Source organism: Pseudomonas yamanorum (assembly GCF_900105735.1).
Classification (GTDB): Bacteria; Pseudomonadota; Gammaproteobacteria; order Pseudomonadales; family Pseudomonadaceae; genus Aquipseudomonas; species Aquipseudomonas yamanorum.
This window is the reverse complement of sequence record NZ_LT629793.1, coordinates 1,669,214-1,693,340: the sequence shown is the minus strand read 5'-3', so window position 1 is coordinate 1,693,340 and position 24,127 is coordinate 1,669,214. Positions and strand designations below refer to the sequence as shown.

20 protein-coding genes are annotated in these 24,127 nt (G+C 61.4%); 9 read left to right on the top strand and 11 right to left on the bottom strand.

Translation table 11 applies throughout. The features are described from left to right. Window positions 1-141: 141 nt before the first annotated feature. Window positions 142-465 carry an SEL1-like repeat protein gene (locus BLU46_RS08160; protein ID WP_063032412.1) on the top strand — a complete coding sequence of 108 codons (324 nt, stop codon included), beginning with the start codon at window positions 142-144 and terminating at the stop codon, window positions 463-465. A 175-nt stretch (window positions 466-640) separates the two neighbouring features. After that, window positions 641-2,005, top strand: coding sequence for a DNA recombination protein RmuC (gene rmuC, locus BLU46_RS08155; RefSeq protein WP_167410189.1), 1,365 nt, complete (start codon window positions 641-643; stop codon window positions 2,003-2,005). A gap of 22 nt (window positions 2,006-2,027) precedes the next feature. On the opposite strand, the gene BLU46_RS08150 is transcribed toward rmuC, so the two are convergent. Continuing rightward, complete coding sequence (locus BLU46_RS08150) at window positions 2,028-5,498, bottom strand: hybrid sensor histidine kinase/response regulator (RefSeq protein ID WP_093200505.1); 3,471 nt, start codon at window positions 5,496-5,498, stop codon at window positions 2,028-2,030. A 120-nt stretch (window positions 5,499-5,618) separates the two neighbouring features. Then, the gene (locus BLU46_RS08145; RefSeq protein ID WP_063032408.1) at window positions 5,619-6,365 is read right to left on the bottom strand and encodes a 3-oxoacyl-ACP reductase family protein; all 747 of its coding nucleotides are present in this window, start codon (window positions 6,363-6,365) and stop codon (window positions 5,619-5,621) included. Window positions 6,366-6,477: 112 nt separating this feature from the next. Between BLU46_RS08145 and BLU46_RS08140 the strand changes: the two genes are divergently transcribed. Then, window positions 6,478-7,401 carry a LysR family transcriptional regulator gene (locus tag BLU46_RS08140; RefSeq protein WP_063032406.1) on the top strand — a complete coding sequence of 308 codons (924 nt, stop codon included), beginning with the start codon at window positions 6,478-6,480 and terminating at the stop codon, window positions 7,399-7,401. 27 nt (window positions 7,402-7,428) lie between these two features. On the opposite strand, the gene BLU46_RS08135 is transcribed toward BLU46_RS08140, so the two are convergent. From BLU46_RS08135 to BLU46_RS08125, 3 genes are all read right to left on the bottom strand, one after another. Further along, window positions 7,429-8,157 (bottom strand): aspartate/glutamate racemase family protein, encoded by a 729-nt coding sequence (locus BLU46_RS08135; protein ID WP_003214954.1) that lies wholly within the window; start codon window positions 8,155-8,157, stop codon window positions 7,429-7,431. Between the two features lie 13 nt (window positions 8,158-8,170). After that, entirely contained in the window at window positions 8,171-9,700 is a 1,530-nt protein-coding gene (locus tag BLU46_RS08130) for an NCS1 family nucleobase:cation symporter-1 (RefSeq protein ID WP_093200501.1), read from the bottom strand. 353 nt (window positions 9,701-10,053) lie between these two features. Next, window positions 10,054-10,788 (bottom strand): phosphoadenylyl-sulfate reductase, encoded by a 735-nt coding sequence (locus tag BLU46_RS08125; protein WP_003214958.1) that lies wholly within the window; start codon window positions 10,786-10,788, stop codon window positions 10,054-10,056. 152 nt (window positions 10,789-10,940) lie between these two features. On the opposite strand from BLU46_RS08125, the gene thrH reads away from it, so the two are divergent. Then, window positions 10,941-11,558, top strand: a complete 618-nt coding sequence (thrH, locus tag BLU46_RS08120) for a bifunctional phosphoserine phosphatase/homoserine phosphotransferase ThrH (RefSeq protein WP_063032398.1) — start codon at window positions 10,941-10,943, stop codon at window positions 11,556-11,558. 116 nt (window positions 11,559-11,674) lie between these two features. Here thrH and BLU46_RS08115 read toward each other — a convergent pair whose 3' ends face one another. From BLU46_RS08115 to rloA, 6 genes are all read right to left on the bottom strand, one after another. Then, window positions 11,675-12,031: a helix-turn-helix domain-containing protein gene (locus tag BLU46_RS08115; protein WP_093200497.1), complete on the bottom strand. Its 357-nt coding sequence runs from the start codon at window positions 12,029-12,031 to the stop codon at window positions 11,675-11,677. Further along, window positions 12,031-12,333 (bottom strand): type II toxin-antitoxin system HigB family toxin, encoded by a 303-nt coding sequence (locus BLU46_RS08110; protein ID WP_093200492.1) that lies wholly within the window; start codon window positions 12,331-12,333, stop codon window positions 12,031-12,033. Before BLU46_RS08110 ends, BLU46_RS08115 begins: the two co-directional genes overlap by 1 nt. Window positions 12,334-12,561: 228 nt before the next feature. After that, complete coding sequence (gene pabB, locus BLU46_RS08105) at window positions 12,562-13,902, bottom strand: aminodeoxychorismate synthase component I (protein ID WP_093200489.1); 1,341 nt, start codon at window positions 13,900-13,902, stop codon at window positions 12,562-12,564. A 5-nt stretch (window positions 13,903-13,907) separates the two neighbouring features. Further along, window positions 13,908-14,894, bottom strand: coding sequence for an alpha-L-glutamate ligase-like protein (locus tag BLU46_RS08100; protein ID WP_003214969.1), 987 nt, complete (start codon window positions 14,892-14,894; stop codon window positions 13,908-13,910). Next, on the bottom strand, window positions 14,894-16,426 hold the full coding sequence (rloB, locus tag BLU46_RS08095) for an osmotic stress tolerance membrane protein RloB (protein ID WP_063032393.1): 1,533 nt from the start codon (window positions 16,424-16,426) through the stop codon (window positions 14,894-14,896). The genes BLU46_RS08100 and rloB overlap by 1 nt, the downstream gene beginning before the upstream one ends. Before the next feature lie 5 nt (window positions 16,427-16,431). Continuing rightward, window positions 16,432-16,965 carry a retropepsin-like aspartic peptidase RloA gene (rloA, locus tag BLU46_RS08090; RefSeq protein ID WP_063032391.1) on the bottom strand — a complete coding sequence of 178 codons (534 nt, stop codon included), beginning with the start codon at window positions 16,963-16,965 and terminating at the stop codon, window positions 16,432-16,434. Between the two features lie 272 nt (window positions 16,966-17,237). Between rloA and BLU46_RS08085 the strand changes: the two genes are divergently transcribed. The 5 genes from BLU46_RS08085 (at window position 17,238) to prpF (ending at window position 24,037) form a co-directional block, all read left to right on the top strand. Next, window positions 17,238-17,951 (top strand): GntR family transcriptional regulator, encoded by a 714-nt coding sequence (locus tag BLU46_RS08085; RefSeq protein ID WP_026078184.1) that lies wholly within the window; start codon window positions 17,238-17,240, stop codon window positions 17,949-17,951. Then, window positions 17,948-18,841, top strand: coding sequence for a methylisocitrate lyase (gene prpB, locus BLU46_RS08080; RefSeq protein WP_003214976.1), 894 nt, complete (start codon window positions 17,948-17,950; stop codon window positions 18,839-18,841). The genes BLU46_RS08085 and prpB overlap by 4 nt, the downstream gene beginning before the upstream one ends. Before the next feature lie 39 nt (window positions 18,842-18,880). Beyond that, a complete protein-coding gene (prpC, locus tag BLU46_RS08075) occupies window positions 18,881-20,008 on the top strand; it encodes a bifunctional 2-methylcitrate synthase/citrate synthase (RefSeq protein WP_093200487.1) in 1,128 nt (375 codons plus the stop codon). A gap of 201 nt (window positions 20,009-20,209) precedes the next feature. Next, a complete protein-coding gene (gene acnD / locus BLU46_RS08070; RefSeq protein ID WP_093200482.1) occupies window positions 20,210-22,804 on the top strand; it encodes a Fe/S-dependent 2-methylisocitrate dehydratase AcnD in 2,595 nt (864 codons plus the stop codon). Between the two features lie 42 nt (window positions 22,805-22,846). Continuing rightward, entirely contained in the window at window positions 22,847-24,037 is a 1,191-nt protein-coding gene (gene prpF, locus BLU46_RS08065) for a 2-methylaconitate cis-trans isomerase PrpF (RefSeq protein ID WP_093200478.1), read from the top strand. The last annotated feature ends 90 nt before the right edge of the window (window positions 24,038-24,127 follow it).

The following is a 24,127-nucleotide window of genomic DNA, read 5'->3' as shown; positions in this document are numbered from 1 at the left end:
GGTTGTCCACTGAGTTATCCACAGCTTCTGTGGATTGTCCCAAGCGCTTGCTCTAGAACGGGCGTGCAGGCTTTTTTCAGCTTTACCTGTACGAAAAAAAGAGTAGAGTGGCGCGCCTTCCGTTCTGTCCCACAGTGCTTTATGAAGTTTCGCTCAGTATCACCTTCTGTTACCGACAGCCCTCAGGTTGTTACCGCACCCAAGCGTTTTTCTCTGAAAGTTGCCTTGTGGTTGCTCGACAGCCCACGCCTGGGCCACAGCCCCAACGTCAAACACTTCGCCGGGCATTTGCTCAAGCAACCCGCTCGTGCTGGCGTAGTAGTAGCGCAAAGCCGTCTGGGCCAGTTGATGTGCCGCGAGTGCGGCAATGCCCGCGACCGCCGTATCGGCCACGAACTGCTGCGCCAGGCAGCCCGCGCCGGCGACCGCACCGCCCAGCGTGAACTGGGCCAGATCGAAGACTGAGCTGTCCTCAATGCGCAGGCTTGGTTAACCTTCTTCTTTTCGGGTGACGGCAGGAATCGCTATGGCTTTTGACTGGACCAGTGTTGCGCTGGGTCTCGCCGGTGCTGGATTGCCGCTGTTGGGCCTGTGCTGGCAGATTCAGCGCCGACTGAGCGCGCGGATGGCCGGCTGGGAATTGCTCGAAGAGCGCCTGGCCACCGCGCAACTGGCCCAGGAAGGGCTGGCCGCACAGCTGGACGCCAGCCGTGACGAAATCAGCGACCTCAGTCAGGCCAACGCCGCCAAACAGGCTGACCTGGCTGCGGTGCGCCGCGAAGTCGAACTGCTGCAGATCGACCGCGACAACGCCCGCGATGCCGCCCACGCCTGGAACCTCGACCGTTCCGCCAAAGAAACCGAACTGCGCCGCCTGGACGCCTTGTCCGCCTCCCTGCGCGCCGAACTTCGCGAGCAACAGGAAAGCCATCAGCAACGCCTCAGCGACCTGCAAGGCTCCCGCGATGAACTGCGCGCGCAGTTCGCTGAACTCGCCGGGAAGATCTTCGACGAGCGCGAACAGCGCTTCGCCGAAACCAGCCAGCAGCGCCTCGGCCAATTGCTTGACCCGCTCAAGGAACGCATCCAGTCGTTCGAAAAACGCGTCGAAGAAAGCTACCAGAGCGAAGCCCGCGAGCGGTTCTCCCTGGCCAAGGAACTCGAGCGCCTGCAACAGCTGAACCTGCGCCTGTCCGATGAAGCCACCAACCTGACCCGCGCCCTCAAGGGCCAGAAAACCCAGGGCAACTGGGGCGAACTGATCCTGGAGCGGGTGCTGGAGCATGCCGGGCTGGAAAAGGGCCGCGAGTACCAGACCCAGGTCAACCTCAAGGGCCCGGACGGCGAGCGCTTCCAGCCTGACGTGTTGATCATGCTGCCGGGTGACAAGCAGGTAGTGGTGGATTCCAAGGTCAGCCTGACGGCCTATCAACAGTACGTTGCCGAGGATGACCAGGCGATCGGCCAGGTTGCCCTCAAGCAACACGTCCTGTCGTTGCGCAACCACGTCAAAGGCTTGGCCGGCAAGGACTACAAACGTCTCGAAGGCCTGCACAGCCTGGATTTCGTGCTGTTGTTCGTGCCCATCGAAGCCGCATTTTCGGCTGCACTCCAAGCCGAGCCGAACCTGTTCCAGGAGGCGTTCGACCGCAATATCGTGATCGTCAGCCCGACCACGCTGCTGGCGACTTTGCGGGTGATCGACAGCCTGTGGAAACAGGAACGGCAAAGCCAGAACGCCCGGGAAATCGCCGAGCGCGCCGGTTGGCTGTATGACAAGTTCGTGCTGTTTATCCAGGACCTGGACGAGGTGGGCAACCGCCTCCAGCAGTTGGACAAAGCCTACAGTGCAGCACGCAACAAGCTGACAGACGGACGTGGAAACCTGGTGAGTCGCACCGAGCAACTGAAACTGCTCGGTGCCCGCGCCAGCAAAAGCCTGCCGGCCGACCTGCTGGAAAGGGCGATGACCGATGAAGACGGCGTGGCGCAGTTGCCCGAATAGTCACCGGTCTCTGTGGAGCTGGCTAAAGCGGCAGGTGACGGCTCAACAAGGCCCGCAACGCCGCCGGCTTCACCGGTTTGGCCAGGTAATCCAACCCGGCCGCATGCACCTGGGCCACCATCTCCGGCCGTCCATCGGCACTGATCACCACGCCCGGAATCGGCTCCGCCAGTTGCGCCCGCAGCCAGCCCATCAACTCGGTGCCGGTTTCGCCGTGGTCGAGGTGGTAATCCACCAGGGCCAGTTGCGGTCGCACACCCTCAGCCAGCAGCGCGGCACATTGCGCCTGGTCGCGCGCGGTCCAGACTTCACAGCCCCAGCGCGTGAGCAAGCTGCGCATGCCGATCAGGATGCTTTCTTCGTTATCCACACACAGCACCTGCGCGCCACTCAACGGCTGGCCGCTTTCCTGCGCCGGCTTGGCAGGCGCACTGACCTGGGTGCGCGCCAACGGCACGCGCACGCTGAACACGCTGCCCTTGCCCGGCCACGAACGCACGCTCAAGCGATGCCCGAGCACGCGGCACAAGCCGTCGGCAATCGCCAGGCCCAGGCCCAAGCCTTTTTCGGCACGGGTCTGGTGACTGTCCAGGCGTTTGAATTCTTCGAAGATGACTTTCTGTTTGTCCTGAGGAATGCCGGGGCCGCGGTCCCACACTTCAAGGCACAACTCACCGCGCCGCCGGCGGACGCCCAGCAGCACCGGCCCATCGGCATACCGGAACGCGTTGGTCAGGAAGTTCTGCAACACCCGCCGCAACAATTTGATGTCGCTGTCGACCCGCAAACGACTGCCCCGTAGCCGGAAGCGCAAACCCTGTTCCTGGGCCAGCGCCTTGAACTCGGCGCCCAACGTATCGAACAGTTCATTGAGCACGAAGGGTTGGCGCTGCGGATTGATCTTGCCGTTTTCCAGGCGTGAAATATCCAGCAGGTCGCTGATCAGGTCTTCCGCCGAACGCAGTGAACTGTCCAGGTGCTGCACCAGTTGTCGGGCATCCGGCGACATGCCGTCGTTCTGGTGGGAGAGGGCGGCCGAGAACAGCCGGGCGGCGTTCAACGGTTGCATCAAGTCGTGACTGACCGCTGCAAGGAACCGGGTTTTCGACTGGCTGGCCGTCTCGGCGACACCCTTGGCATCCGTCAGGGCGACGTTGAGTTGCGACAGTTCGTGAGTACGCTCGGTCACTCGCTGTTCCAGGCCTTCGTTGGCCTCGGTCAACGCCTGCTCGGCTTCGCGGAACGCGGTGATGTCGGTGAAACTCATGACAAACCCGCCGCCCGGCATCGGGTTGCCGATCAGCTCGATCACCCTGCCATTGGGGAACAGCCGCTCGGAGGTATGCGCACGGCCCTGGCGCATCCAGTGCAGGCGGCGCGCCACGTGCACTTCGGCTTCGCCCGGGCCGCACAGCCCGCGTTCGGCGTTGTAGCGAATGATGTCGGCAATCGGCCGGCCCACACTGATCAAGCCTTCGGGGTAATTGAACAGCTCCAGGTAGCGCCGGTTCCAGGCCACCAGCCGCAGGGATTGGTCCACCACGCTGATGCCCTGGGTGATGTTTTCGATGGCGCCTTGCAGTAACGCCCGGTTGAACTGCAGCACTTCCGACGCTTCGTCGGCGATGCGGACTACGTCCTCCAACTGCATTTCCCGGCCTTCAATGGCGGCTTTCACCACCGCCCGGGTCGACGAAGCGCCGAGCACACCGGCCAGCAGGCGTTCGGTGTGGGCGATCCAGTCGTTGTCAGCGTTCTGGTTGGGGTTAAAGCCTTTGCCCTGGCGATAGGCGAAGCGCACAAAACTCTGGTGAGCCCGCTCTTCACCGACAAACCGCGCCGCCAGGCTGAGCAAATCGTTGATCTGTACCGAAAGCATCGAGCGGGCGCTGGCCCGTTGATTGATTTCCTGGCCGATAAAACGCCCGGCTTGCCAATGCTCCGACACCCGCGTGCGCGACAGCATCGAGACCCACACGAACAGTGTGAAGTTACCCGCGAGGGAAAATACGGTGCCCAGCGTCAGGGAAGTCACGGACAAACCCAGCGGGTGCGAATGCAGCCACGTCATACCCGGGAAAAGGCTGAACGACCAGCCGAGACTTTTCGCAGTGACCGGTAGGACCAAGGTGTAGAACCACAGGAATGTACCCGCCGCCAACCCGGCAAAGACCCCGCGTCGGTTGGCTTGTTTCCAATACAGTGCGCCGAGCATCGCCGGTGCCAGCTGGGTCACGGCGGCGAACGCTATCTGGCCAATGGTTGCAAGGCTGGCGGAGGAGCCCAGCAGCCGGTAACTGACGTAAGCCAGCAGCAGAATGATGACAATGCTCACCCGGCGTACCGACAGCATCCAGTGACGGAACACTTCGAACGGCCGCTCGGCACTGGAACGGCGCAGCAGCCAGGGCAGCAGCATGTCGTTGGAGACCATGGTCGACAGCGCGATACTCGCCACGATCACCATGCCCGTGGCCGCTGAAGCGCCACCGATAAACGCCAGCACGGCCAGGGCCGGGTGGGCTTCGGCCAGCGGCAGGCTGATCACGTAGGAATCCGGTAATACCGAACCCGGCAGCAGCATCTTCCCGCCGAGGGCAATCGGGATGACAAACAGGGCGGCCAGGATCAGATAGGCCGGGAACACCCACTTGGCCAGCCGCAGGTCCTGCGGGTCGATATTCTCCACCACGGTGACGTGAAACTGCCGGGGCAGGCAGATGATCGCCATCATCGCGACGCCGGTCTGCACCACCATCGAAGGCCAGTTGACCGTCTCTTTCCAGTATTCCTCCAGCCGTGGCGCAAGCATCGCCTGGCTGAACAAATCTTCAAAACCGTCGTACAGGCCGTAGGTCACAAACGCACCGACGGCGAGAAACGCGAACAGCTTGACCAGGGATTCAAAGGCGATCGCCAACACCATGCCCCGGTGGTGTTCCGTGGCGTCCAGGTTGCGGGTACCAAACACGATGGTGAACAGTGCCAGCACCAGCGACACAATCAGCGCCGTGTCCTGGGAGCGGGTGCCCGTGGTGTCGGCGCTGGCCCCGATCAGCAGGTTCACCCCCAGCACGATGCCTTTGAGCTGCAAGGCTATATAAGGCAGGACGCCCACCAGGCAGATCAGCGCCACCACCACCGCAAGGGATTGGGATTTGCCGTAACGGGCGGCGATAAAGTCGGCGATGGAGGTGATGTTTTCCTGCTTGCTGATCAGCACCATCTTTTGCAGGACCCACGGCGCCAGCACCAGGAGCAGCACCGGTCCCAGGTAGATCGGTAAAAACGCCCACAACTGTTCGGCCGCCTGGCCTACGGCACCAAAGAATGTCCAGCTGGTGCAATACACCGCCAGCGACAGGCTATACACCCAGGCACGCATCCGCGGCGGCAATGGCGCATGGCGACGGTCACCGTAAAAGGCGATGGCAAACATAATGGCCATATAGGCCAGGGCGACGGCGGCGATCAGCCCGCTGGACAGCGTCATGAGAACTCCAGACATAAGAACGCCCGGGCATTCCCGGCCCGGGCGAACAGTCTCGCATGATGCTTGGCGTTAGTCAGTGTCGACCAAGGTCGGAGCGTGGTGCGATGTCGCAGCTTGTGTTCAGGCGCCGAAACCGCCGTCGATGGTCAGACTGGCGCCGGTGATATAGCCGGCCTCAGGGCCTACCAGGTAGGCGACGAAACTGGCGATCTCTTCCACATGGCCATACCGGCCCACGGCCATGAAGCCGATCAGGCTCTCGGCGAAATCACCACTTGCGGGGTTCATGTCGGTGTCCACCGGGCCTGGCTGCACGTTATTGATGGTGATGCCACGTGGCCCCAGGTCGCGGGCCAGGCCTTTGGTCAGGCCGACCAGCGCCGATTTGCTCATGGCGTACGGGCCGCCACCGGCAAACGGCATGCGATCGGCATTGGTGCTGCCGATGTTGATGATGCGGCCACCTTCACCCATGTGCCGCGCGGCTTCCTGGGTGGCGACAAACACGCTGCGCACGTTGATGGCGAGGGTACGGTCGAAGTCTTCCAGGCTGAAATCTTCCAGCGGGCCGACGGCCAGCACGCCGGCGTTGTTCACCAGGATATCCAGGCGCCCGAAGGCTTCGACGGTGGCGTTGACGGCGCTGCGGATGGCGGCGGCATCGGCGCTGTCGGCATGGATCGCCAGGGCTTTGCCGCCTTCGCTGATCACGCTGTTCTGCAATGCTTCGGCCTTGGCGGCCGAGCTGACATAGGTGAAGGCGACGGCTGCGCCTTGGGCGGCCAGGCGCTTGACGATGGCGGCGCCGATACCGCGGGACCCGCCCTGGATCAAGGCGACTTTGCCGCTGAGGTTCTGTGTGGTCATGTCGATCTCCAAAGGTGTATTGAGGTTGGAGTCGAGTATCGACCTCGTAAGGCGCCCTCGGTAGACCGTGATTGCTATAGTCTGTGTAAACCAAAAGTATAGAGTGGGCGATATGGAAAGCTTTGGCAGTATCGAATGCTTTGTGCGCAGCGCCGAGGGTGGCAGCTTTGCCGAAGCCGCCCGGCACCTGAGCCTGACCCCGGCGGCCGTGGGTAAAAGCGTGGCCAAGTTGGAAGTACGTCTGGGTGTAAGGCTTTTTCAGCGCAGCACCCGGCGCCTGACCCTGACCGAAGCGGGCAAGCTATTCCTGGAAGAAGTCAGTGGCAGCCTCACCACTATTCAAAACGCCGTGGCCAACCTGGCCAGCGCCGAAGGGCGGCCGGTGGGAACGTTGAAGGTCAGCATGGGCACGGTGTTTGGCAACCGTTATGTGGTGCCGTTACTGGGGGAATTTCTAAAGCGCTTTCCTGATATCAACCCCGACTGGCATTTCGATAACCGCCAGGTGGACCTGATCGGCCAAGGCTTCGATGCCGCGATCGGCGGTGGTTTTGAGCTGCCCCAGGGCGTTGTCGCGCGCAAGTTGGCACCCGCGCATCGAATCCTGCTGGCCTCACCGGAATACCTCGCCAAACGCAAGCCCGTACTCGCGCCCGAGGATTTGTCGCTCTGCAACGGCATTCTGATCCGTTCACCGCAAACCGGGCGCGTGCGCTCCTGGCAGCTCACCCACCGCAGTCGCGAACAGCGGCCGCTGGTGCTCAAGCCGCGCATGACCATGAGCGACTCTGGCGCTGCCTGCTGTGCCAGCGCCCAAGGTTTGGGGATTGCGCTGGTCAGCATGCCGATGGCGGTGCCGTATCTGGACAGCGGCCAACTGGTGCGCGTGTTGCCCGACTGGTACGTCGACGACGGAAACATCTCGCTGTACTACGCCGAACACAAGCTGCTGCCCGGCAAGACCCGGGCGTTTGTGGATTTCATTCTGGAGCAGTTTGTCGAACGCGAGCTGGGGCGGCGGTTCAGTGCCATTTGATCCTCGTGGGGATCAAGTGTGGGAGCTTCAGTGTCCGAACTTTCCGGGCCAGCCGATCACTTTCTTCGGCCTTGGCGTCGCATACGTGCGGATCTTCGAGGTCGACAGCCCCAACCGCACCAAGCCTTCGGCAATGGTGACCGCCGAGGTCACACCGTCCACCACCGGCACACCCGTGCGGTAGCGAATCTGCTCATCCAGCCCGGCCATGCCGCCGCAGCCCAGGCAGATCACTTCGGCCTTGTCTTCGCTGATCGCCAATTCAGCCTGGCGCACGATGGCCTCCATGGCCCGCAGCGGGTCTTCTTCCAGCTCCAGCACTGCCATGCCACTGGCCCGCACCGACGCGCAGCGCTGGTATAAGCCGGCCAGTTTCAGCCGGTCCTCGATCAGCGGCACTGTGCGGTCCAGGGTGGTCACCACCGAATAGGCATGCCCAAGAAACATCGCGGTGCTGGCCGCCGCTTCGGTGATGTCCACCACCGGCACATTGAGCAACTCCTGCAAACCTTCACGACCGTGCTCGCCGTAACCCGCCTGAATCACCGCATCGAACGGCTGGTCGTAGGCCATCACCCGGTCCATCACCGCGATGGCCGCCAGGTAGCTTTCGAAATTGCCTTCCACCGATTCGGCACCGAAAAACGGGGTCAGCCCGACGATCTCGGTGCCGGGGGACGCCACCGCCCGCGCCTGCTTGGCAATGGCCTCGGTGATGGACTCGGTGGTGTTGACGTTGACCACAAGGATGCGCATGGAATGTCCTTACTTAATGACTGACGTTATCGACTGCAATGCTTTCGCCGCTCACATCGGCGTAATCCGGCTGGCGCTTGGCGAACAGCAGGTACAGCAGCCCTGCAATACCGGCGCCAATCAACCAGGAGAAGGGCGAGACGTGAGCGAAACCCGGCAGCAGGGCGAGGAGAATGGCGATCACCGCCGCAGGAATAAACGCCGCCACCGCCCGCAAATTGATGCCGCGGCTGTAGTAATAAGCGCCATTCGGGTCTTCGCTATACAACTGCGGCACGTCCACCTGGCTTTTACGGATCAACCAGTAGTCGACCATGATCACCCCGTACAACGGCCCCAACAGAGCGCCGAGCCCCGAGAGGAAATACACGATCACCAGCGGGCTGTTGTAGAGGTTCCACGGCAGGATCAACACCGCCACGGTGGCGCTGATCAGCCCGGCGCGGCGGAAGTTCAGGTACTTGGGCGCCAGGTTGCTCAGCACAAAGGCCGGCGCGACGAAGTTGGCCATGATATTCACCGCCACGGTCACAATCAGGAACGCCAGGCAGCCCAGCACCAGGAAGAAGGTGTTCGGAATCGCCGCGATGATTTCGGTGGGGCTTTCGATCACCCGGCCATTGAGGTGGAACTGCCCGCCGCACAGCAGCACGGTGATGGCGGCGAACACCAGGATATTCACTGGCAGGCCCCAGAAGTTGCCGACCTTGATGGTCTTGCGGCAGGGCGAGGAGCGGGCGAAGTCGCAGAAATTCAGGATCAGCGTGCCGTAGATCGCCAGCCACAGCGCACCGCCGGCGAAGATATTGCGCCACATCTCGCCACCGGTCAGCGGCTCGCGGATCGACCAGGCAATCTGGCCGCCGGCCTGGAAATACATCCAGCCGGCGAGTGATGCCACCGTCAGCAGAATTACCGGCCCGGCGAAGGCTTCATAGCGGCGCACCATCTCCATGCCATAGGCGAGGATCGCGAGCTGCACAAACCAGATCGCCACAAAACACGCCCAGCCGAGAGTCGACAGGCCGAGGATCGAGTTGTGGTCGTAGTCGGCAAAGCCTGGATGAACCGCCGTCAGCAGTACGCGGAAAACCACCGAGGCCAGGTAGGTCTGAATCCCGAACCAGGCAATCGCGATCACCGCACGAATCAGCGCCGGAATCTGCGCGCCATGGATACCGAAACTGATGCGGCTGATCACCGGAAACGGCACGCCGGTCTTCTGGCCCATGTAGCCGGACAGGTTCATGAAGAAGTACACCAGCGCCGCGCCGATCCCGAGGGACAGCAGAATTTGCCAGCCGCCCAGGCCCAGTGCGTACAGGCCGATGGCGAAGGAATAGTTGGCGATGTTGTGCACATCGTTGGTCCACAAGGCAAAGATGCTGTAGCGGCCCCAGCGCCGGCCTTCGGCCTTGGTGGGGGCAAGGTCCTTGTTGTGCAGGCGCGGGCTGAGGACCAGCGGGCCGGGGCTCGTGGCCTCGGGGTTCAGGGTGGAGGAGGGCAGATCCAGTGCGATGTTATTGGAGAGACTTGTACGCATTCCGGCAGGCTCCTGGACACCAGCAGGAGAACGGCTGATGTCAAAGTGTATGTATCTTTTTTATTAATTGTATACAAAGTTTGTTTTGCCTTAAGCCACATACGTGCCAGATTTTTGCCGTGAAAATTATCAATTGATTTGGTTTTAAGCGTGATTGGAAATAAATAGCTGAATTTAAAGCGATATAAATTGACCGCTTGAACAGCTATTTATTTTGTAGCGCAGAGAGGGGCGGGGATTTAAGAAGAGGTGTGACGAGGAAGGATGTAACTTTTCGGTGCAGGATTTTATAAGTGCACACAAAAATGGCACCGATGGTGACATTTCTGTGTACAGGTTTTTCGGCCCAGGTGTTACGCCTTGCTGATGATGTTCCCGGCGTGCAACCCGCATTCTTTCTGGGTTGCTTCTTCCCACCACCAACGGCCTTCGCGTTCGTGCTGGTTCGGCAGTACCGGGCGGGTGCAGGGCTCACAACCGATGCTGATAAAACCGCGCTCGTGCAGGCTGTTGTACGGCAACTCCAGCATGCGGATGTAACCCCAGACTTCCTCGCTGGTCATCTGCGCCAGCGGGTTGAACTTGTACAGGGTGCGTTCCGGGGTGGAGAAGGCCGTATCGATTTCCAGCGCGGCCACCTGGCTGCGGGTGCCCGGGCTCTGGTCGCGGCGCTGGCCGGTGGCCCAGGCGCTTACGCCGGAAAGCTTGCGGCGCAGCGGTTCGATCTTGCGCACGCCACAGCACTCGCCATGGCCGTCCTTATAGAAACTGAACAGGCCCTTTTCCTTGACGAAGGGTTCCAGCTTGCTCTGGTCTGGCGAGATCAGCTCGATGTCGATCTTGTAGAACTCACGCACCTGCTCGATAAACCGGTAGGTCTCCGGGTGCAGGCGGCCGGTGTCGAGGCTGAACACCTTGACGTTCTTGTTCAGCTTCCAGGCCATGTCGACCAGCACCACGTCCTCGGCACCGCTGAAAGAGATCCACAGGTCGTCGCCAAACTGGCTGAAAGCCAGCTTGAGAATGTCCTGGGCGGATTTGTTGGCATAAGTCGCGGCGAGTTCAGCGACGTCGAAGGCTTGGTTCATCAGGACGGTTCCTACAGGTCAATGGCGCTTAGCGCTCTATAGGGGGGCGATGGTAACAAAATCCCGCCTGCGTTGCGGCGGCCAGCATGAATCGCTAGAGTTCGGCAGTCCTTTTGCTCGCTCAACTCAATAACTTCAAATGGGAGTGTCTTGTGGAAATTGCCTGTCTCGACCTGGAAGGCGTACTGGTCCCGGAAATCTGGATCGCCTTCGCCGAAAAAACCGGTATTGAATCCTTGCGGGCCACCACCCGGGACATTCCCGACTACGACGTGCTGATGAAACAGCGCCTGCGCATTCTTGATGAGCATGGGCTGAAGCTCTCGGACATCCAGGAAGTGATCGCCACCCTCAAGCCACTGGACGGCGCCATCGAGTTCGTCAACTGGCTGCGCGAGCGCTTCCAGGTGGTGATCCTGTCGGACACGTTCTATGAGTTCTCCCAGCCGCTGATGCGTCAACTGGGCTTCCCGACCTTGCTGTGCCACCGGTTGATCACCGACGAGAACGACCGGGTGGTGAGCTACCAACTGCGTCAGAAAGATCCCAAGCGTCAGTCGGTGCTGGCCTTCAAGACCTTGTACTACCGAGTGATTGCCGCTGGCGACTCCTACAACGACACCACCATGCTCGGTGAAGCGGACCGTGGGATCCTGTTCCATGCGCCGGAGAACGTGATTCGCGAGTTCCCGCAGTTCCCGGCGGTGCATACGTTTGAGGATTTGAAGAAGGAGTTCATCAAGGCGTCGAATCGTTCGTTGAGCCTGTAAGTTATTTGGCGTGGCTGACGCCTTCATCGCAGGCAAGCCAGCTCCCACATGTTGACCGCGCTCCCGTGTGGGAGCCGGGCTTGCCCGCGATGGGGCCGGTGTGGCCACTGCACCGCCTAGACCCCTGCCAGCAAACTCTCATAAGGAATGCGCAAGCCTTCATGCAGGCGTTTGATCATGGACAAGCTCAGTTTGCGCTTGTGGTTCAGCACTTCAGAAACCCGCCCGCTCGGACCTATGAAAGGCTCCAGGTCACGGGCGGTCAGGCCTAGTTGCTCCATTCGAAATTTAATTGCTTCTACGGGATCTGAAGGCGGCATTGGGTAATGCTCTGCTTCGTACTTTTCGATAAGTATTGCGAGAATTTCCAGCTCGTCACCCTCAGGCGAGCCGATTTCCGCTTCCCAAAGCTGCTCGACGCGCGCGAGCGCAGCGTTCAGGTCTTCCTGGGAATGAATAGGTTTGATGTTCATCACACGGTCTCCGCATTGATCTGATCGTACTGCGCGTGGGTCCCCACGAAGCGTATGAACGCAAGCTGTCGCTGATAATTGATCGCCATGATCACTCGATACTTGTTGCCGCCTATGTTGAATACAGCCCTGCCCCCTTTGAGGATGCTCGCTGTCCTTAGCTCTGCTTTGAGGGCTTGTGGTGTCGGGTAGACGGCTTTTTCCATATGGCGATACAGCTCGACCAGCGGCGTTTTGGCATCCCTGTAACCGGGTTGGCTTTCCCAGAATATTCGCCAGGCAGACAGAGCGATTATCCGCATTCCTGCAACCTCCCAATTTGGGAGATAATAGGTGTGGTTAAGGGCAGATGCAATCTCGGAAATCTTTCCTGACAAGTAGGCAGTCGTTTCATGTGATCCTTCACAGACGGCTGGTGGACGGTTGAAGCCGGACGCTATCGTCCGACTTCAGCTCCGTCCACTTCGGTACTGATTCAGGTCTTTTCTGCTGCTTGGCTCCTCGTCGCAGAGCCAGGGAGGGGCTGCGTGCTACAGGCTTTCCAAGGTTTGTAACAACACCCGCACCTTGGTCATCGACTCCTGGTACTCCGCCTGCCACTCCGAGTCAGCGACAATCCCGCCGCCGCCCCAGCAGCACACCTGCCCATCCTTGACCAGCAGGCTGCGGATCGCGATGGAGCTGTCCATCTCGCCGCGCACGTCCAGGTATAACAACGAACCGCAATACAAGCCGCGTCGGGTCGGCTCCAGTTCGTCGATGATCTGCATCGCGCGGATCTTCGGTGCGCCGGTGATCGAGCCGCCGGGGAAGCTGCCGGCGATCAGGTCGAGGGCGTCTTTGTCGTCTGCCAGTTCACCGGTGACGCTGCTGACCAGGTGATGCACATTCGGATAGCTTTCGAGGCTGAACAGCTCTGGCACTTTCACCGAGCCGGTACGGCAGGTGCGGCCCAAGTCGTTGCGCAGCAGGTCGACGATCATCAGGTTCTCGGCACGATCCTTGGGGCTGGCCAGCAATTCAGCGGCGTTGGCCGCATCTTCCGCAGGCGTTGCACCTCGTGGCCGGGTGCCTTTGATCGGGCGAGTTTCCACCTGGCGCTGGCTGATTTTGACGAAGCGCTCCGGCGATAAACTCAATACCGCGCCATCATCCGGCAGGCTCTGGAACCCGGAAAACGGCGTCGGGCAGGCTTCGCGCAAGGCGCAGTAGGCCACCCACGGATCGCCGACGCACGGGGCGCGGAAGCGTTGGGCAAAGTTGACCTGGTAGCAGTCACCGGCCTGGATGTAGTCCTGGATGCGGGCGAGGGCGTGTTTGTAGGTGTCGGCTGTCACGTCCGGGGCCATTGGGCCTTGCAGCTTGAAGGCCGCCGATACACTGATGACCGGCTGGCCAAACAAGGTGATCAGGCGTTGCCGTTCGCTTTCCGCCAGTTTGGGATGGAACACCAGTTGGCTGGTCTGCGCCTGGTGATCGCTGATCAAGGCCCAGGCGTAAAGGCCGAACCGCGCATCCGGCAGGTGCAGGTCGTCCACGGCCAGGTGCGGCAGTTGTTCAAGATGGCGACCGAAGTCATAGCTCAGGTAACCGATCAGGCCACCGGCAAACGGCAGATCGTAGGGCGCAGGAATCGTGGCTTCACCCAGCAACGTCAGGTTTTCCCGCAAGCGTTGCAGAAAATCGCTGCCGCTTTCGTCCGGCAGTACCGCCAGTGTCGTCTCTGGCCAGGCGCTCAGCAGGTCATACCGACCACGCTCGGCAGCCGGTCGGCCGCTGTCCAGCAGCACCGCGCCGGGGGCATGGCGGATCGCTGCAAAGTATTCGGCAGGGTTGGCCCGGTAGGGCAGCGGGTGTACGGAGCAGGTCACTGGGTTTATCCCTCGACCGCCGGAATATGCCCAAACATCTCCTGCACAAACTTCACCCGCTCTTCCGGCGTTTCCGTCACGCCTGCGGCCTTCAGCTCTTCCAGTCGAGCCTCCACCGCATGGGTGCGCAAGGTCAGGCCGCAGTCGTTGGCGATCTGGATGTTCAGCCCCGGGCGAGCGTTAAGCTCCAGGATCAGCGGACCTTTCTCCTGGTCCAGCACCATGTCCACGCCGATGTAACCCAAACCGCACAGCTCGTAGCAGCCGGCGGCGAGCTTCATGAAACCGTCCCAGTTGGGCAGTTGCACGCCGTCCACCGCGTTGGTGGTGTCCGGGTGCTTGGTAATGATGTTGTTCAGCCAGGTGCCGCGCAGGGTCAGGCCGGTGGCCAGGTCGACACCGACGCCAATCGCGCCCTGGTGCAGGTTGGCCTTGCCGCCGGACTGGCGGGTGGGCAAGCGCAGCATGGCCATTACCGGATAGCCCATCAGCACAATGATGCGGATGTCCGGCACGCCTTCGTAGCTGATGCTTTTGAAAATCTGGTCGGGCACCACCCGGTATTCGATCAGCGCCCGGTCACGGTGGCCACCGAGGGAATACAGGCCGGTGAGGATGCTGGAAATCTGATGCTCGATCTCTTCATGGCTGATGATCTTGCCGGAGACGGTGCGATAGCGCCCTTCAAAACGGTCGGCGATCACCAGGATGCCGTCACCGCCGGCACCCTGGGCGGGTTTGATCACGAAGTCGCTGCGCCCGCCGATGATCTCGTCGAGCTTGTCGATTTCCTTCTCGGTGGAAATGACCCCGTACATTTCCGGTACATGGATGCCGGCGGCCATGGCCCGTTCCTTGGTGATGATCTTGTCATCCACGATCGGATACAGGCTGCGCTTGTTGTACTTGAGCACGTAGTCGGCATTACGCCGATTGATGCCCATGATCCCCCGCGCTTCCAGGGCCTTCCAGGTCTTCCAGAAGCCGAACATTACGAGTCAGCCTTGAGGAAGGCCTTGAAACGTACCAGTTCGGTGAGGCGGTAACCGCGATAACGACCCATGGCCAGCATGAAACCCACCAGGATCAACAGGATCGCCGGGAAGGTGAATACGAAGTAGATCAGCTCCGGCACGCTCATGATGATGTGGGCCAGGGATGCGGCGAACAGCGTACCGATCGCGACTTTCATCGCATGGCCGCCACCGCGTTCTTCCCAGGTGATCGACAGGCGTTCGATGGTCATGGTCAGGATCACCATCGGGAACAGCGCCACCGACAGCCCGCGCTCCAGGCCCAGCTTGTGGCTGAACAGGCTGATGGCCGCGATCAGCACCACCACGAAGGTCAGCACCACCGAGAGCCTCGGCAGCATCTGCAGCTTCAAGTGTTCCAGGTAAGACCGAAGCGATAGCCCCAGTGCCGTAATAATGGTGAACAGCACAATCCCGAAGCCCAGCTGCGTCTCGCGGAACGCCAGGGCAATCAGCACGGGCGTGAACGTGCCGAGGGTCTGCAGGCCGATCAGGTTGCGCAGGATCAGGATCACCAGCACGCCAATCGGGATCATCACCATGATCATGAAGGTCTGCTGGGTTTGCAGCGGCAGGCCGTACAGCGAGTATTCGAGGAAGTTGGCGTCGGTGTTTTCGTCCGTCAGCTTAGCCAGGCGAATCGCGTTCATTTCGCTGTTATTGAGGCTGAAGGTCACCATGGCCTTTTTGCCGCCATCGACGGTGATCAGGTTTTCATCGCCGGTCCACCACAGCAGGCGGTCAGCCGGCAGGCCTTGTTCGCCGGTATCGGGGTTGAAGTACAGCCAGTCATTGCCATTGAAGCTGCGCAGCCAGAGTTCCGGGGTTTGCGGCTGGTCGGCCACCAGGCGGATGGTGTGCACCTTTTCCACCGGCACGTGGGCGATGGACAGCAGCAGCTCGACGATCTTGGCCTTGTGCGGCGTCGACGGGTCGCCTGCCAGCAGCAGCTTCACGTTGTCGTCACTGAGGTTGTTGGTGCGCTTGATGGCTTCGCTGATGAAGGTCTCGACGTCGGCCGAGTGCTGGCGAATCGGCGCCAGCAGGGCTTCGGCGGCAATCTTTTCCGGGCCTTCGACGGCGATGCTGTCGCGGAAGGTCGGGCCCTTGATCTTGACCTTTTCACCACTGTAGCGCTTGGTCAGTACCAGGCGGTAGTAGAGGGTCTGGTTGCCCTTGGCCCGGCGGGCCGACCAGGTGACCTTGCGGTTGCCGTCGAGGCGATTGACGCTGACGCCATAGTTATTCGAGATGAAGCTTTCGTTCAGGCTGACGAAGTCGCGGCTCAGGGGCGGCACGAACATCTGGATTTTCACCGGGTCCTTGGCACTGGCGACGAACTCGACCTTGGCGTCGATGTTCCACAGGTCGTCGGTGGCGTCCTCGGTGACGGGAATCCCCAGCACGAAAATCTGATAGGCGGTGACCGAAATGCCCAATACCACCAAAACGGCGATCAGGATTTTCAGGTGCAGATTAAGAGAGCGCATTCAAATTACTCAGCGGTATGAGCGTCGGTGGCGCAGGCAGGTTTGCCCGCCGCGTATTTAAGACTGGGGTCGACCAGCGCATCAAAGCGTTTCAGCGCTTCGGAGCCGATCAGCAGCGGGTATTGGAAGGCGCTGCGGTCAGTCAAGTTCACTTCGATACTGCGTAAAGCGGTGCCCATGCAGATGTCCAGGGCAATCACTGGACGGGCGGTGTAGTTCTTGTCTTCATCGGGGTCGTAGTCACCGGCGCGGCGCTTGATCTTGCTCACGCGGGCCAGGGGACGCTCGATGGGGTGGGAATGTGCGGTGTCGATGGCCAGGTAGAAACGCACCCAGGATTCACCGTTGCGCTTGAAACGCTTGATGTCGCGGGCGCTCAAGGACGCAGTCTTGGCGCCGGTGTCGAGTTTGGCGGCCACTTCCAGGTCAATGCCGGCCAACTTGGCGTATTCATTGAGCCCATACACGGTCTTCTCGGCAGCAACGCCAAGGCCCGGCATAAGCAGTAGAAGCAAAAGGGGGAAGGGCTTGAGTCTCATAAATCCTGACGCGGTGCAGTGCGATGTTCAATTCAAGGCGACTGGCATTGCTGCGCAAGCTCCCTCGTGCGCCTTTTCATCCAGGGATGTGAGGCAAAAGTGGCCGGCATTCTAACATGAAGGTTTTCTTGCGCCAGCGCTGGCAGCCGGCCATGCCCTGATAGGGTGCAAGGTGGGTTATTAGACGATTGTCGACAATATGTATTTATTCTTTGACTATTAGGGGCTGATTGGCTAGTTTTTGCGGCATTGCTTTTAAAGGTGTCGACAATATGCTGGATCAACTGGAAACCCCAGTGATAGCGTCAGACGATTCCCAGACCATGTCGGAGAACGTCTTCCGGCGTATCCAGGCCGCCATCGTCAAGGGCGAGATCGCCCCCGGCAGCAAGATCTCCGAGCCGGAACTGGCGCGCACCTACGGCATCAGCCGCGGCCCGCTGCGTGAGGCGATCCACCGCCTGGAAGGCCAGCGCCTGCTGGTGCGCATCCCCCATGTGGGCGCGCGAGTAGTGTCCTTGAGCCATGAAGAGCTGATCGAACTCTACGAAATCCGCGAATCCCTGGAAGGCATGGCCTGTCGCCTGGCCGCCGAGCGCATGACCGACGCCGAGATCGAAGAGTTGCGCCAGGTGCTGCACACCCACGAACGCGACGCGGCCTTCCAGGCCGGTGTCGGCTACTACCAGCAGGAAGGCGACTTCGATTTTCATTACCGGATAATTCAAGGCGCCGGTAACCGCACCCTGACCCAAATGTTGTGCGGCGAGCTGTATCAGTTGGTGCGCATGTACCGCATCCAGTTCTCCGCCACCCCCAATCGTCCACGCCAGGCCTTTGCCGAGCATCACCGCATTCTTGACGCGATTGCCGATCGCGACGGTGAACTGGCCGAGTTGTTGATGCGCCGCCATATCGGCGCTTCCAAACGCAACATTGCCCGTCACTTCCCGGACGGCGCTCCCCAATCACGAGGTGAGTCATGAGTTCCAATAACAACACTACTCCAGGCCAACGTTTCCGTGACGCCGTGGCCAGCGAGCACCCATTGCAGGTTGTCGGCGCGATCAACGCCAACCACGCGCTGCTGGCCAAGCGTGCCGGTTTCAAGGCGATCTACCTGTCGGGTGGCGGGGTGGCTGCCGGCTCCCTCGGCGTGCCGGACCTGGGCATCACCGGCCTGGATGACGTGCTGACCGACGTGCGCCGCATCACCGACGTGTGCGACCTGCCGCTGTTGGTGGACGTGGACACCGGTTTTGGCTCCTCGGCGTTCAACGTCGCGCGCACCGTCAAGTCGATGATCAAGTTCGGCGCGGCGGCGATCCATATTGAAGACCAGGTGGGCGCCAAGCGCTGCGGTCATCGTCCGAATAAAGAAATCGTGTCCCAGCAGGAAATGGTCGACCGCATCAAGGCCGCCGTGGATGCGCGCACCGATGACAGTTTCGTGATCATGGCCCGTACCGACGCACTGGCCGTGGAAGGTTTGGAGTCCGCCCTGGAACGTGCGGCCGCCTGCATCGAGGCCGGCGCCGACATGGTCTTCCCGGAGGCCATCACTGAGCTTGAGATGTACAAACTGTTCGCCTCCCGCGTGAAAGCGCCGATCCTGGCCAACATCACCGAATTCGGTGCAACGCCTCTCTACACAGTCGATCAACTGAAATCTGCGGATGTTTCCATCGTCCTGTACCCGCTCTCGGCCTTCCGCGCCATGAACAAGGCCGCCGAGAACGTCTACACCGCGATCCGTCGCGACGGCACCCAGCAGAACGTGATCGACACCATGCAAACCCGCATGGAGCTTTACGACCGCATCGACTACCACACCTTCGAGCAGAAGCTCGACGCGCTGTTCGCCGCCAAGAAGTAACGCGAGCGCTCACTAATAACTACAAGATTGGAGATAACCATGGCCGAAGCAAAAGTACTCAGTGGCGCTGGCCTGCGTGGCCAGGTTGCCGGGCAAACCGCACTGTCCACCGTGGGCCAGGCCGGTGCCGGCTTGACCTACCGTGGCTACGACGTGCGCGAACTCGCCGCCGACGCGCAGTTTGAAGAAGTCGCCTACCTGCTGCTCTACGGCGAACTGCCGACCAAAGCCGAACTGGCCGCCTACACCGCCAAGCTTGGCAAGTTGCGCGACCTGCCCCAGGCGCTGAAAGAAGTGCTGGAGCGCATCCCCGCCGATGCCCATCCGATGGACGTGATGCGCACCGGTTGCTCGTTCCTGGGCAACATAGAGCCGGAGAAAGACTTCAGCGTGCAGCGCGATGTGACCGACCGCCTGCTCGCCGCGTTCCCGGCGATCATGTGCTACTGGTACCGCTTCAGCCACGACGGCCAGCGCATCAATTGCGTGACCGACGAGCCGTCCATCGGCGGCCACTTCCTGCACCTGCTGCACGACAAGAAGCCCAGCGACTTGCACGTCAAGGTGATGAACGTCTCGTTGATCCTCTACGCCGAGCACGAATTCAACGCCTCGACGTTCACCGCCCGCGTGTGTGCGTCGACCCTGTCGGACCTGTATTCCTGCGTCACCGCCGCCATCGGTTCCCTGCGCGGCCCGCTGCACGGCGGCGCCAACGAAGCGGCGATGGAGATGATCGAGCGTTTCTCGTCCGCCCAGGAAGCGGTGGAAGGCACCCTCGGCATGCTGGCGCGCAAGGACAAGATCATGGGCTTTGGCCACGCGATCTATAAAGACAGCGACCCGCGTAACGAGGTGATCAAGGGTTGGTCGAAAAAACTCGCGGAGGAGGTGGGCGACACCGTGTTGTTCCCGGTTTCCGAAGCCATCGACAAAACCATGTGGGAGCAGAAGAAACTGTTCCCCAACGCCGACTTCTACCATGCCTCGGCGTACCACTTCATGGGCATCCCGACCAAACTGTTCACCCCGATTTTCGTCTGCTCGCGGCTTACAGGATGGGCCGCGCATGTATTTGAACAGCGTGCCAACAACCGCATCATCCGTCCGAGCGCCGAGTACATCGGCGTTGAGCAGCGCAAGTTCGTGCCAATCGAACGTCGCTGAGTGGAGAAACCGCTGATCTCGGGGTGAAACCGGATCAAAAATGTGGGAGCGGGCTTGCTCGCGAAGGCGGTGTGACAGTCGCCATGTGTGTTGAATGACACACCGCCTTCGCGAGCAAGCCCGCTCCCACATTTAGACCGTGTTTCACAATGGATCAGCACCGGTTCTTCCTTTTGCAACTACCGTGACCGAGTCCTGACGATGAACACTGAACACCGCAAACCGCTCCCCGGCAGCCGCCTCGATTTCTACGACGCCCGCGCGGCGGTCGATGCAATCACCCCCGGCGCCTACGCCACACTGCCGTACACCTCTCGCGTACTCGCCGAGAACCTGGTGCGTCGCTGTGACCCGGCGACCCTCAACGCATCCCTGAGCCAACTGATCGAGCGCAAACGCGACCTCGACTTCCCGTGGTTCCCGGCCCGTGTGGTGTGCCACGACATCCTCGGCCAGACCGCCCTGGTGGACCTTGCCGGCCTGCGCGATGCCATTGCCCTGCAAGGCGGTGACCCGGCTCAGGTCAACCCGGTGGTGCCGACCCAACTGATCGTCGACCATTCCCTGGCCGTCGAAGCCGGTGGTTCTGACCCGGAGGCGTTCGAGAAAAACCGCGCCATCGAAGACCGCCGCAACGAAGACCGTTTCCACTTTATCGAGTGGACCAAAAAGGCCTTCAAGAACGTCGACGTGATCCCGCCGGGCAACGGCATCATGCACCAGATCAACCTGGAGAAAATGTCCCCGGTGATTCAGGTGCGTGACGGCGTGGCCTTCCCCGATACCTGCGTCGGCACCGACAGTCACACCCCTCACGTAGACGCGCTGGGCGTGATCGCCATCGGTGTTGGCGGCCTCGAAGCGGAGAGCGTGATGCTCGGACGTGCCTCGTGGATGCGCCTGCCGGAAAGTGTCGGCGTGGAGCTGACGGGCAAACTGCAACCGGGCATCACCGCCACCGACATGGTGCTGGCGTTGACCGAGTTCCTGCGCAAGCAAAAGGTCGTGGGTGCGTGGCTCGAGTTCTTCGGCGAAGGCGCCTCCGCGCTGACCCTGGGCGACCGCGCCACCATCTCCAACATGGCCCCGGAATACGGCGCCACGGCGGCGATGTTCTATATCGACCAGCAGACCATCGCCTACCTCAAGCTCACCGGCCGTGAAGACGAACAAGTCACCCTGGTGGAGCAATACGCTCGCCACACCGGCCTGTGGGCGGACGACCTCAAGGGCGCGCAATACGAGCGTGGCCTGAGCTTCGATTTGTCCAGCGTAGTGCGCAACATGGCCGGCCCGAGCAACCCCCACGCCCGCGTCGCCACCAGCGACCTGGCGGCCAAGGGTATCTCTGGCCAGTGGGATGACGTGCCGGGGCAAATGCCCGACGGCGCAGTGATCATCGCGGCCATCACCAGTTGCACCAACACCAGCAACCCGCGCAACGTGATTGCCGCCGGCCTGCTGGCGCGCAATGCCAACAAGCTCGGGCTGGCCCGCAAGCCGTGGGTCAAGTCGTCCCTGGCGCCGGGTTCGAAAACCGTGGCGATGTACCTCGACGAAGCCGGGCTGACCACCGAACTGGAACAACTGGGTTTTGGTGTCGTGGCGTTTGCCTGCACCACCTGCAACGGCATGTCCGGCGCACTCGACCCGGTGATCCAGCAAGAGATCATCGACCGCGACCTGTACGCCACCGCCGTGCTGTCGGGTAACCGCAACTTCGATGGCCGTATCCACCCGTACGCCAAGCAAGCGTTCCTCGCGTCGCCGCCGCTGGTGGTGGCCTATGCGATTGCCGGCACCATCCGTTTCGACATCGAAAAAGACGTGCTGGGCCTGGACGCCGACGGCAAGGAAATCCGCCTGAAGGACATCTGGCCGAGCGACGAGGAAATCGACGCAGTGGTCAAGGCGTCGGTCAAGCCGGAGCAGTTCCGCCAGGTCTACATCCCGATGTTCGCGATCCACGAAGACACCGGCCCGAAGGTCACGCCGCTGTACGACTGGCGTCCGCAGAGCACCTATATCCGTCGTCCGCCGTACTGGGAAGGCGCCCTGGCCGGCGCACGTCCGCTCAAAGGCATGCGTCCGCTGGCGGTGCTGCCGGACAACATCACCACCGATCACCTGTCGCCGTCCAACGCGATCATGCTTGACAGCGCCGCCGGTGAATACCTGGCGAAAATGGGCCTGCCGGAAGTCGACTTCAACTCCTACGCGACCCACCGCGGCGACCACTTGACCGCGCAGCGCGCCACCTTCGCCAACCCGAAACTGTTCAATGAAATGGTCATCGAAGACGGCAAGGTCAAACAGGGTTCGCTGGCGCGCCTGGAGCCGGAAGGCAAGGTCACGCGCATGTGGGAAGCCATCGAAACCTACATGGAGCGCAAGCAACCGCTGATCATCATCGCCGGCGCCGACTACGGCCAGGGTTCATCCCGGGACTGGGCGGCCAAGGGCGTGCGTCTGGCGGGTGTGGAAGCGATTGCCGCCGAAGGTTTCGAGCGTATCCACCGCACCAACCTGGTGGGCATGGGCGTGTTGCCGCTGGAGTTCCTGCCGGGCACCGACCGCAAGACCCTGAAGATCGACGGCACCGAAACCTACGACGTGATCGGCGAACGCACCCCGCGTGCGCAGCTGACGTTGTTGATCAACCGCAAGAATGGCGAGCGTGTCGAGGTGCCGGTGACCTGCCGCCTGGACACGGCTGAAGAGGTGTCGATCTACGAGGCGGGCGGCGTGTTGCAACGCTTTGCCCAGGACTTCCTGGAATCGGCTGTTACTGCCTGACAACTGTGGCCGGGGTTTGTGCCCCGGCCCATGAGGACCACCATGGCACACGTACCGCAGATCAAGATTCCCGCCACCTACATGCGTGGCGGTACCAGCAAGGGTGTGTTTTTCAATCTCAAGGATTTGCCCGAGTCCGCCCAGGTGCCAGGCACGGCGCGAGATGCGTTGTTGTTGCGGGTGATCGGCAGCCCCGACCCGTACGACAAGCAGATCGACGGCATGGGCGGCGCGACGTCCAGCACCAGCAAAACCGTGATCCTCGCCAAAAGTACCCGCGCCGATCACGACGTGGACTACCTGTTCGGGCAGGTGTCCATCGACAAACCGTTCGTGGACTGGAGCGGCAACTGCGGCAACCTGTCGGCGGCGGTGGGTTCGTTCGCTATCAGCGCTGGCTTGGTAGAAGCCGCGCGCATTCCGCACAACGGCGTGGCCGTGGTGCGGGTGTGGCAGGCGAATATCGGCAAGACCATTATCGCCCACGTGCCGATCACTGACGGTGCGGTGCAGGAAACCGGCGACTTCGAACTCGACGGCGTGACCTTCCCGGCCGCTGAGGTGCAGCTGGAATTCATGGACCCGGCGGCGGAAGAAGAGGGCGGCGGTGGCTCGATGTTTCCTACCGGCAACCTGGTGGATGACCTGGAAGTGCCGGGTGTCGGCACGTTCAAGGCGACGCTGATCAATGCCGGGATTCCCACCATCTTCATCAACGCCCAGGACCTGGGCTACACCGGCACCGAGCTGCAGGGCGCGATCAATGGAGACCCCAAAGCGCTGGCGATGTTTGAAACCGTCCGCGCCCACGGTGCGTTGCGCATGGGGTTGATCAAGCATCTGGACGAAGCGGCCCAGCGCCAGCACACGCCGAAAGTCGCGTTTGTGGCACGGCCTGCGGATTACGTGGCATCCAGTGGCAAGGCGATCAAGGCGGGCGATGTGGACCTGCTGGTACGAGCGCTGTCCATGGGCAAGTTGCACCACGCAATGATGGGGACGGCGGCGGTGGCGATTGGCACGGCGGCGGCGATTTCCGGCACGCTGGTGAATTTGGCAGCGGGCGGCGTGGAGCGCAATGCCGTGCGGTTCGGGCATCCGTCCGGGACGTTGCGGGTAGGCGCCGAGGCCAGCCAGGTCAACGGTGAGTGGGTCGTGAAAAAAGCCATCATGAGCCGCAGTGCGCGGGTGTTGATGGAAGGGTTCGTGCGCGTACCCGGCGACGCTTTCTAACCTTGCGCCGTGCGGGACGCGGAGCGTCCAAGGCGGCATTCCCACGCAGAGCGTGGGAACGATCACAGGCAGGCACCAAGACCTGCCTTT

Bases quoted from the DNA above. Each gene is read 5' to 3' on its own strand.
- acnD (WP_093200482.1), top strand. From the start codon at position 20,210: ATGAACACTGAACACCGCAAACCGCTCCCCGGCAGCCGCCTCGATTTC.
- prpF (WP_093200478.1), top strand. From the start codon at position 22,847: ATGGCACACGTACCGCAGATCAAGATTCCCGCCACCTACATGCGTGGC.
- prpB (WP_003214976.1), top strand. From the start codon at position 17,948: ATGAGTTCCAATAACAACACTACTCCAGGCCAACGTTTCCGTGACGCC.
- prpC (WP_093200487.1), top strand. From the start codon at position 18,881: ATGGCCGAAGCAAAAGTACTCAGTGGCGCTGGCCTGCGTGGCCAGGTT.
- BLU46_RS08135 (WP_003214954.1), bottom strand. From the start codon at position 8,157: ATGCGCATCCTTGTGGTCAACGTCAACACCACCGAGTCCATCACCGAG.
- BLU46_RS08150 (WP_093200505.1), bottom strand. From the start codon at position 5,498: ATGACGCTGTCCAGCGGGCTGATCGCCGCCGTCGCCCTGGCCTATATG.
- BLU46_RS08085 (WP_026078184.1), top strand. From the start codon at position 17,238: ATGCTGGATCAACTGGAAACCCCAGTGATAGCGTCAGACGATTCCCAG.
- BLU46_RS08100 (WP_003214969.1), bottom strand. From the start codon at position 14,894: ATGTTCGGCTTCTGGAAGACCTGGAAGGCCCTGGAAGCGCGGGGGATC.
- BLU46_RS08130 (WP_093200501.1), bottom strand. From the start codon at position 9,700: ATGCGTACAAGTCTCTCCAATAACATCGCACTGGATCTGCCCTCCTCC.
- BLU46_RS08110 (WP_093200492.1), bottom strand. From the start codon at position 12,333: ATGCGGATAATCGCTCTGTCTGCCTGGCGAATATTCTGGGAAAGCCAA.
- BLU46_RS08115 (WP_093200497.1), bottom strand. From the start codon at position 12,031: ATGAACATCAAACCTATTCATTCCCAGGAAGACCTGAACGCTGCGCTC.
- rloB (WP_063032393.1), bottom strand. From the start codon at position 16,426: ATGCGCTCTCTTAATCTGCACCTGAAAATCCTGATCGCCGTTTTGGTG.
- rloA (WP_063032391.1), bottom strand. From the start codon at position 16,965: ATGAGACTCAAGCCCTTCCCCCTTTTGCTTCTACTGCTTATGCCGGGC.
- BLU46_RS08140 (WP_063032406.1), top strand. From the start codon at position 6,478: ATGGAAAGCTTTGGCAGTATCGAATGCTTTGTGCGCAGCGCCGAGGGT.
- BLU46_RS08145 (WP_063032408.1), bottom strand. From the start codon at position 6,365: ATGACCACACAGAACCTCAGCGGCAAAGTCGCCTTGATCCAGGGCGGG.
- BLU46_RS08160 (WP_063032412.1), top strand. From the start codon at position 142: ATGAAGTTTCGCTCAGTATCACCTTCTGTTACCGACAGCCCTCAGGTT.
- BLU46_RS08125 (WP_003214958.1), bottom strand. From the start codon at position 10,788: ATGAACCAAGCCTTCGACGTCGCTGAACTCGCCGCGACTTATGCCAAC.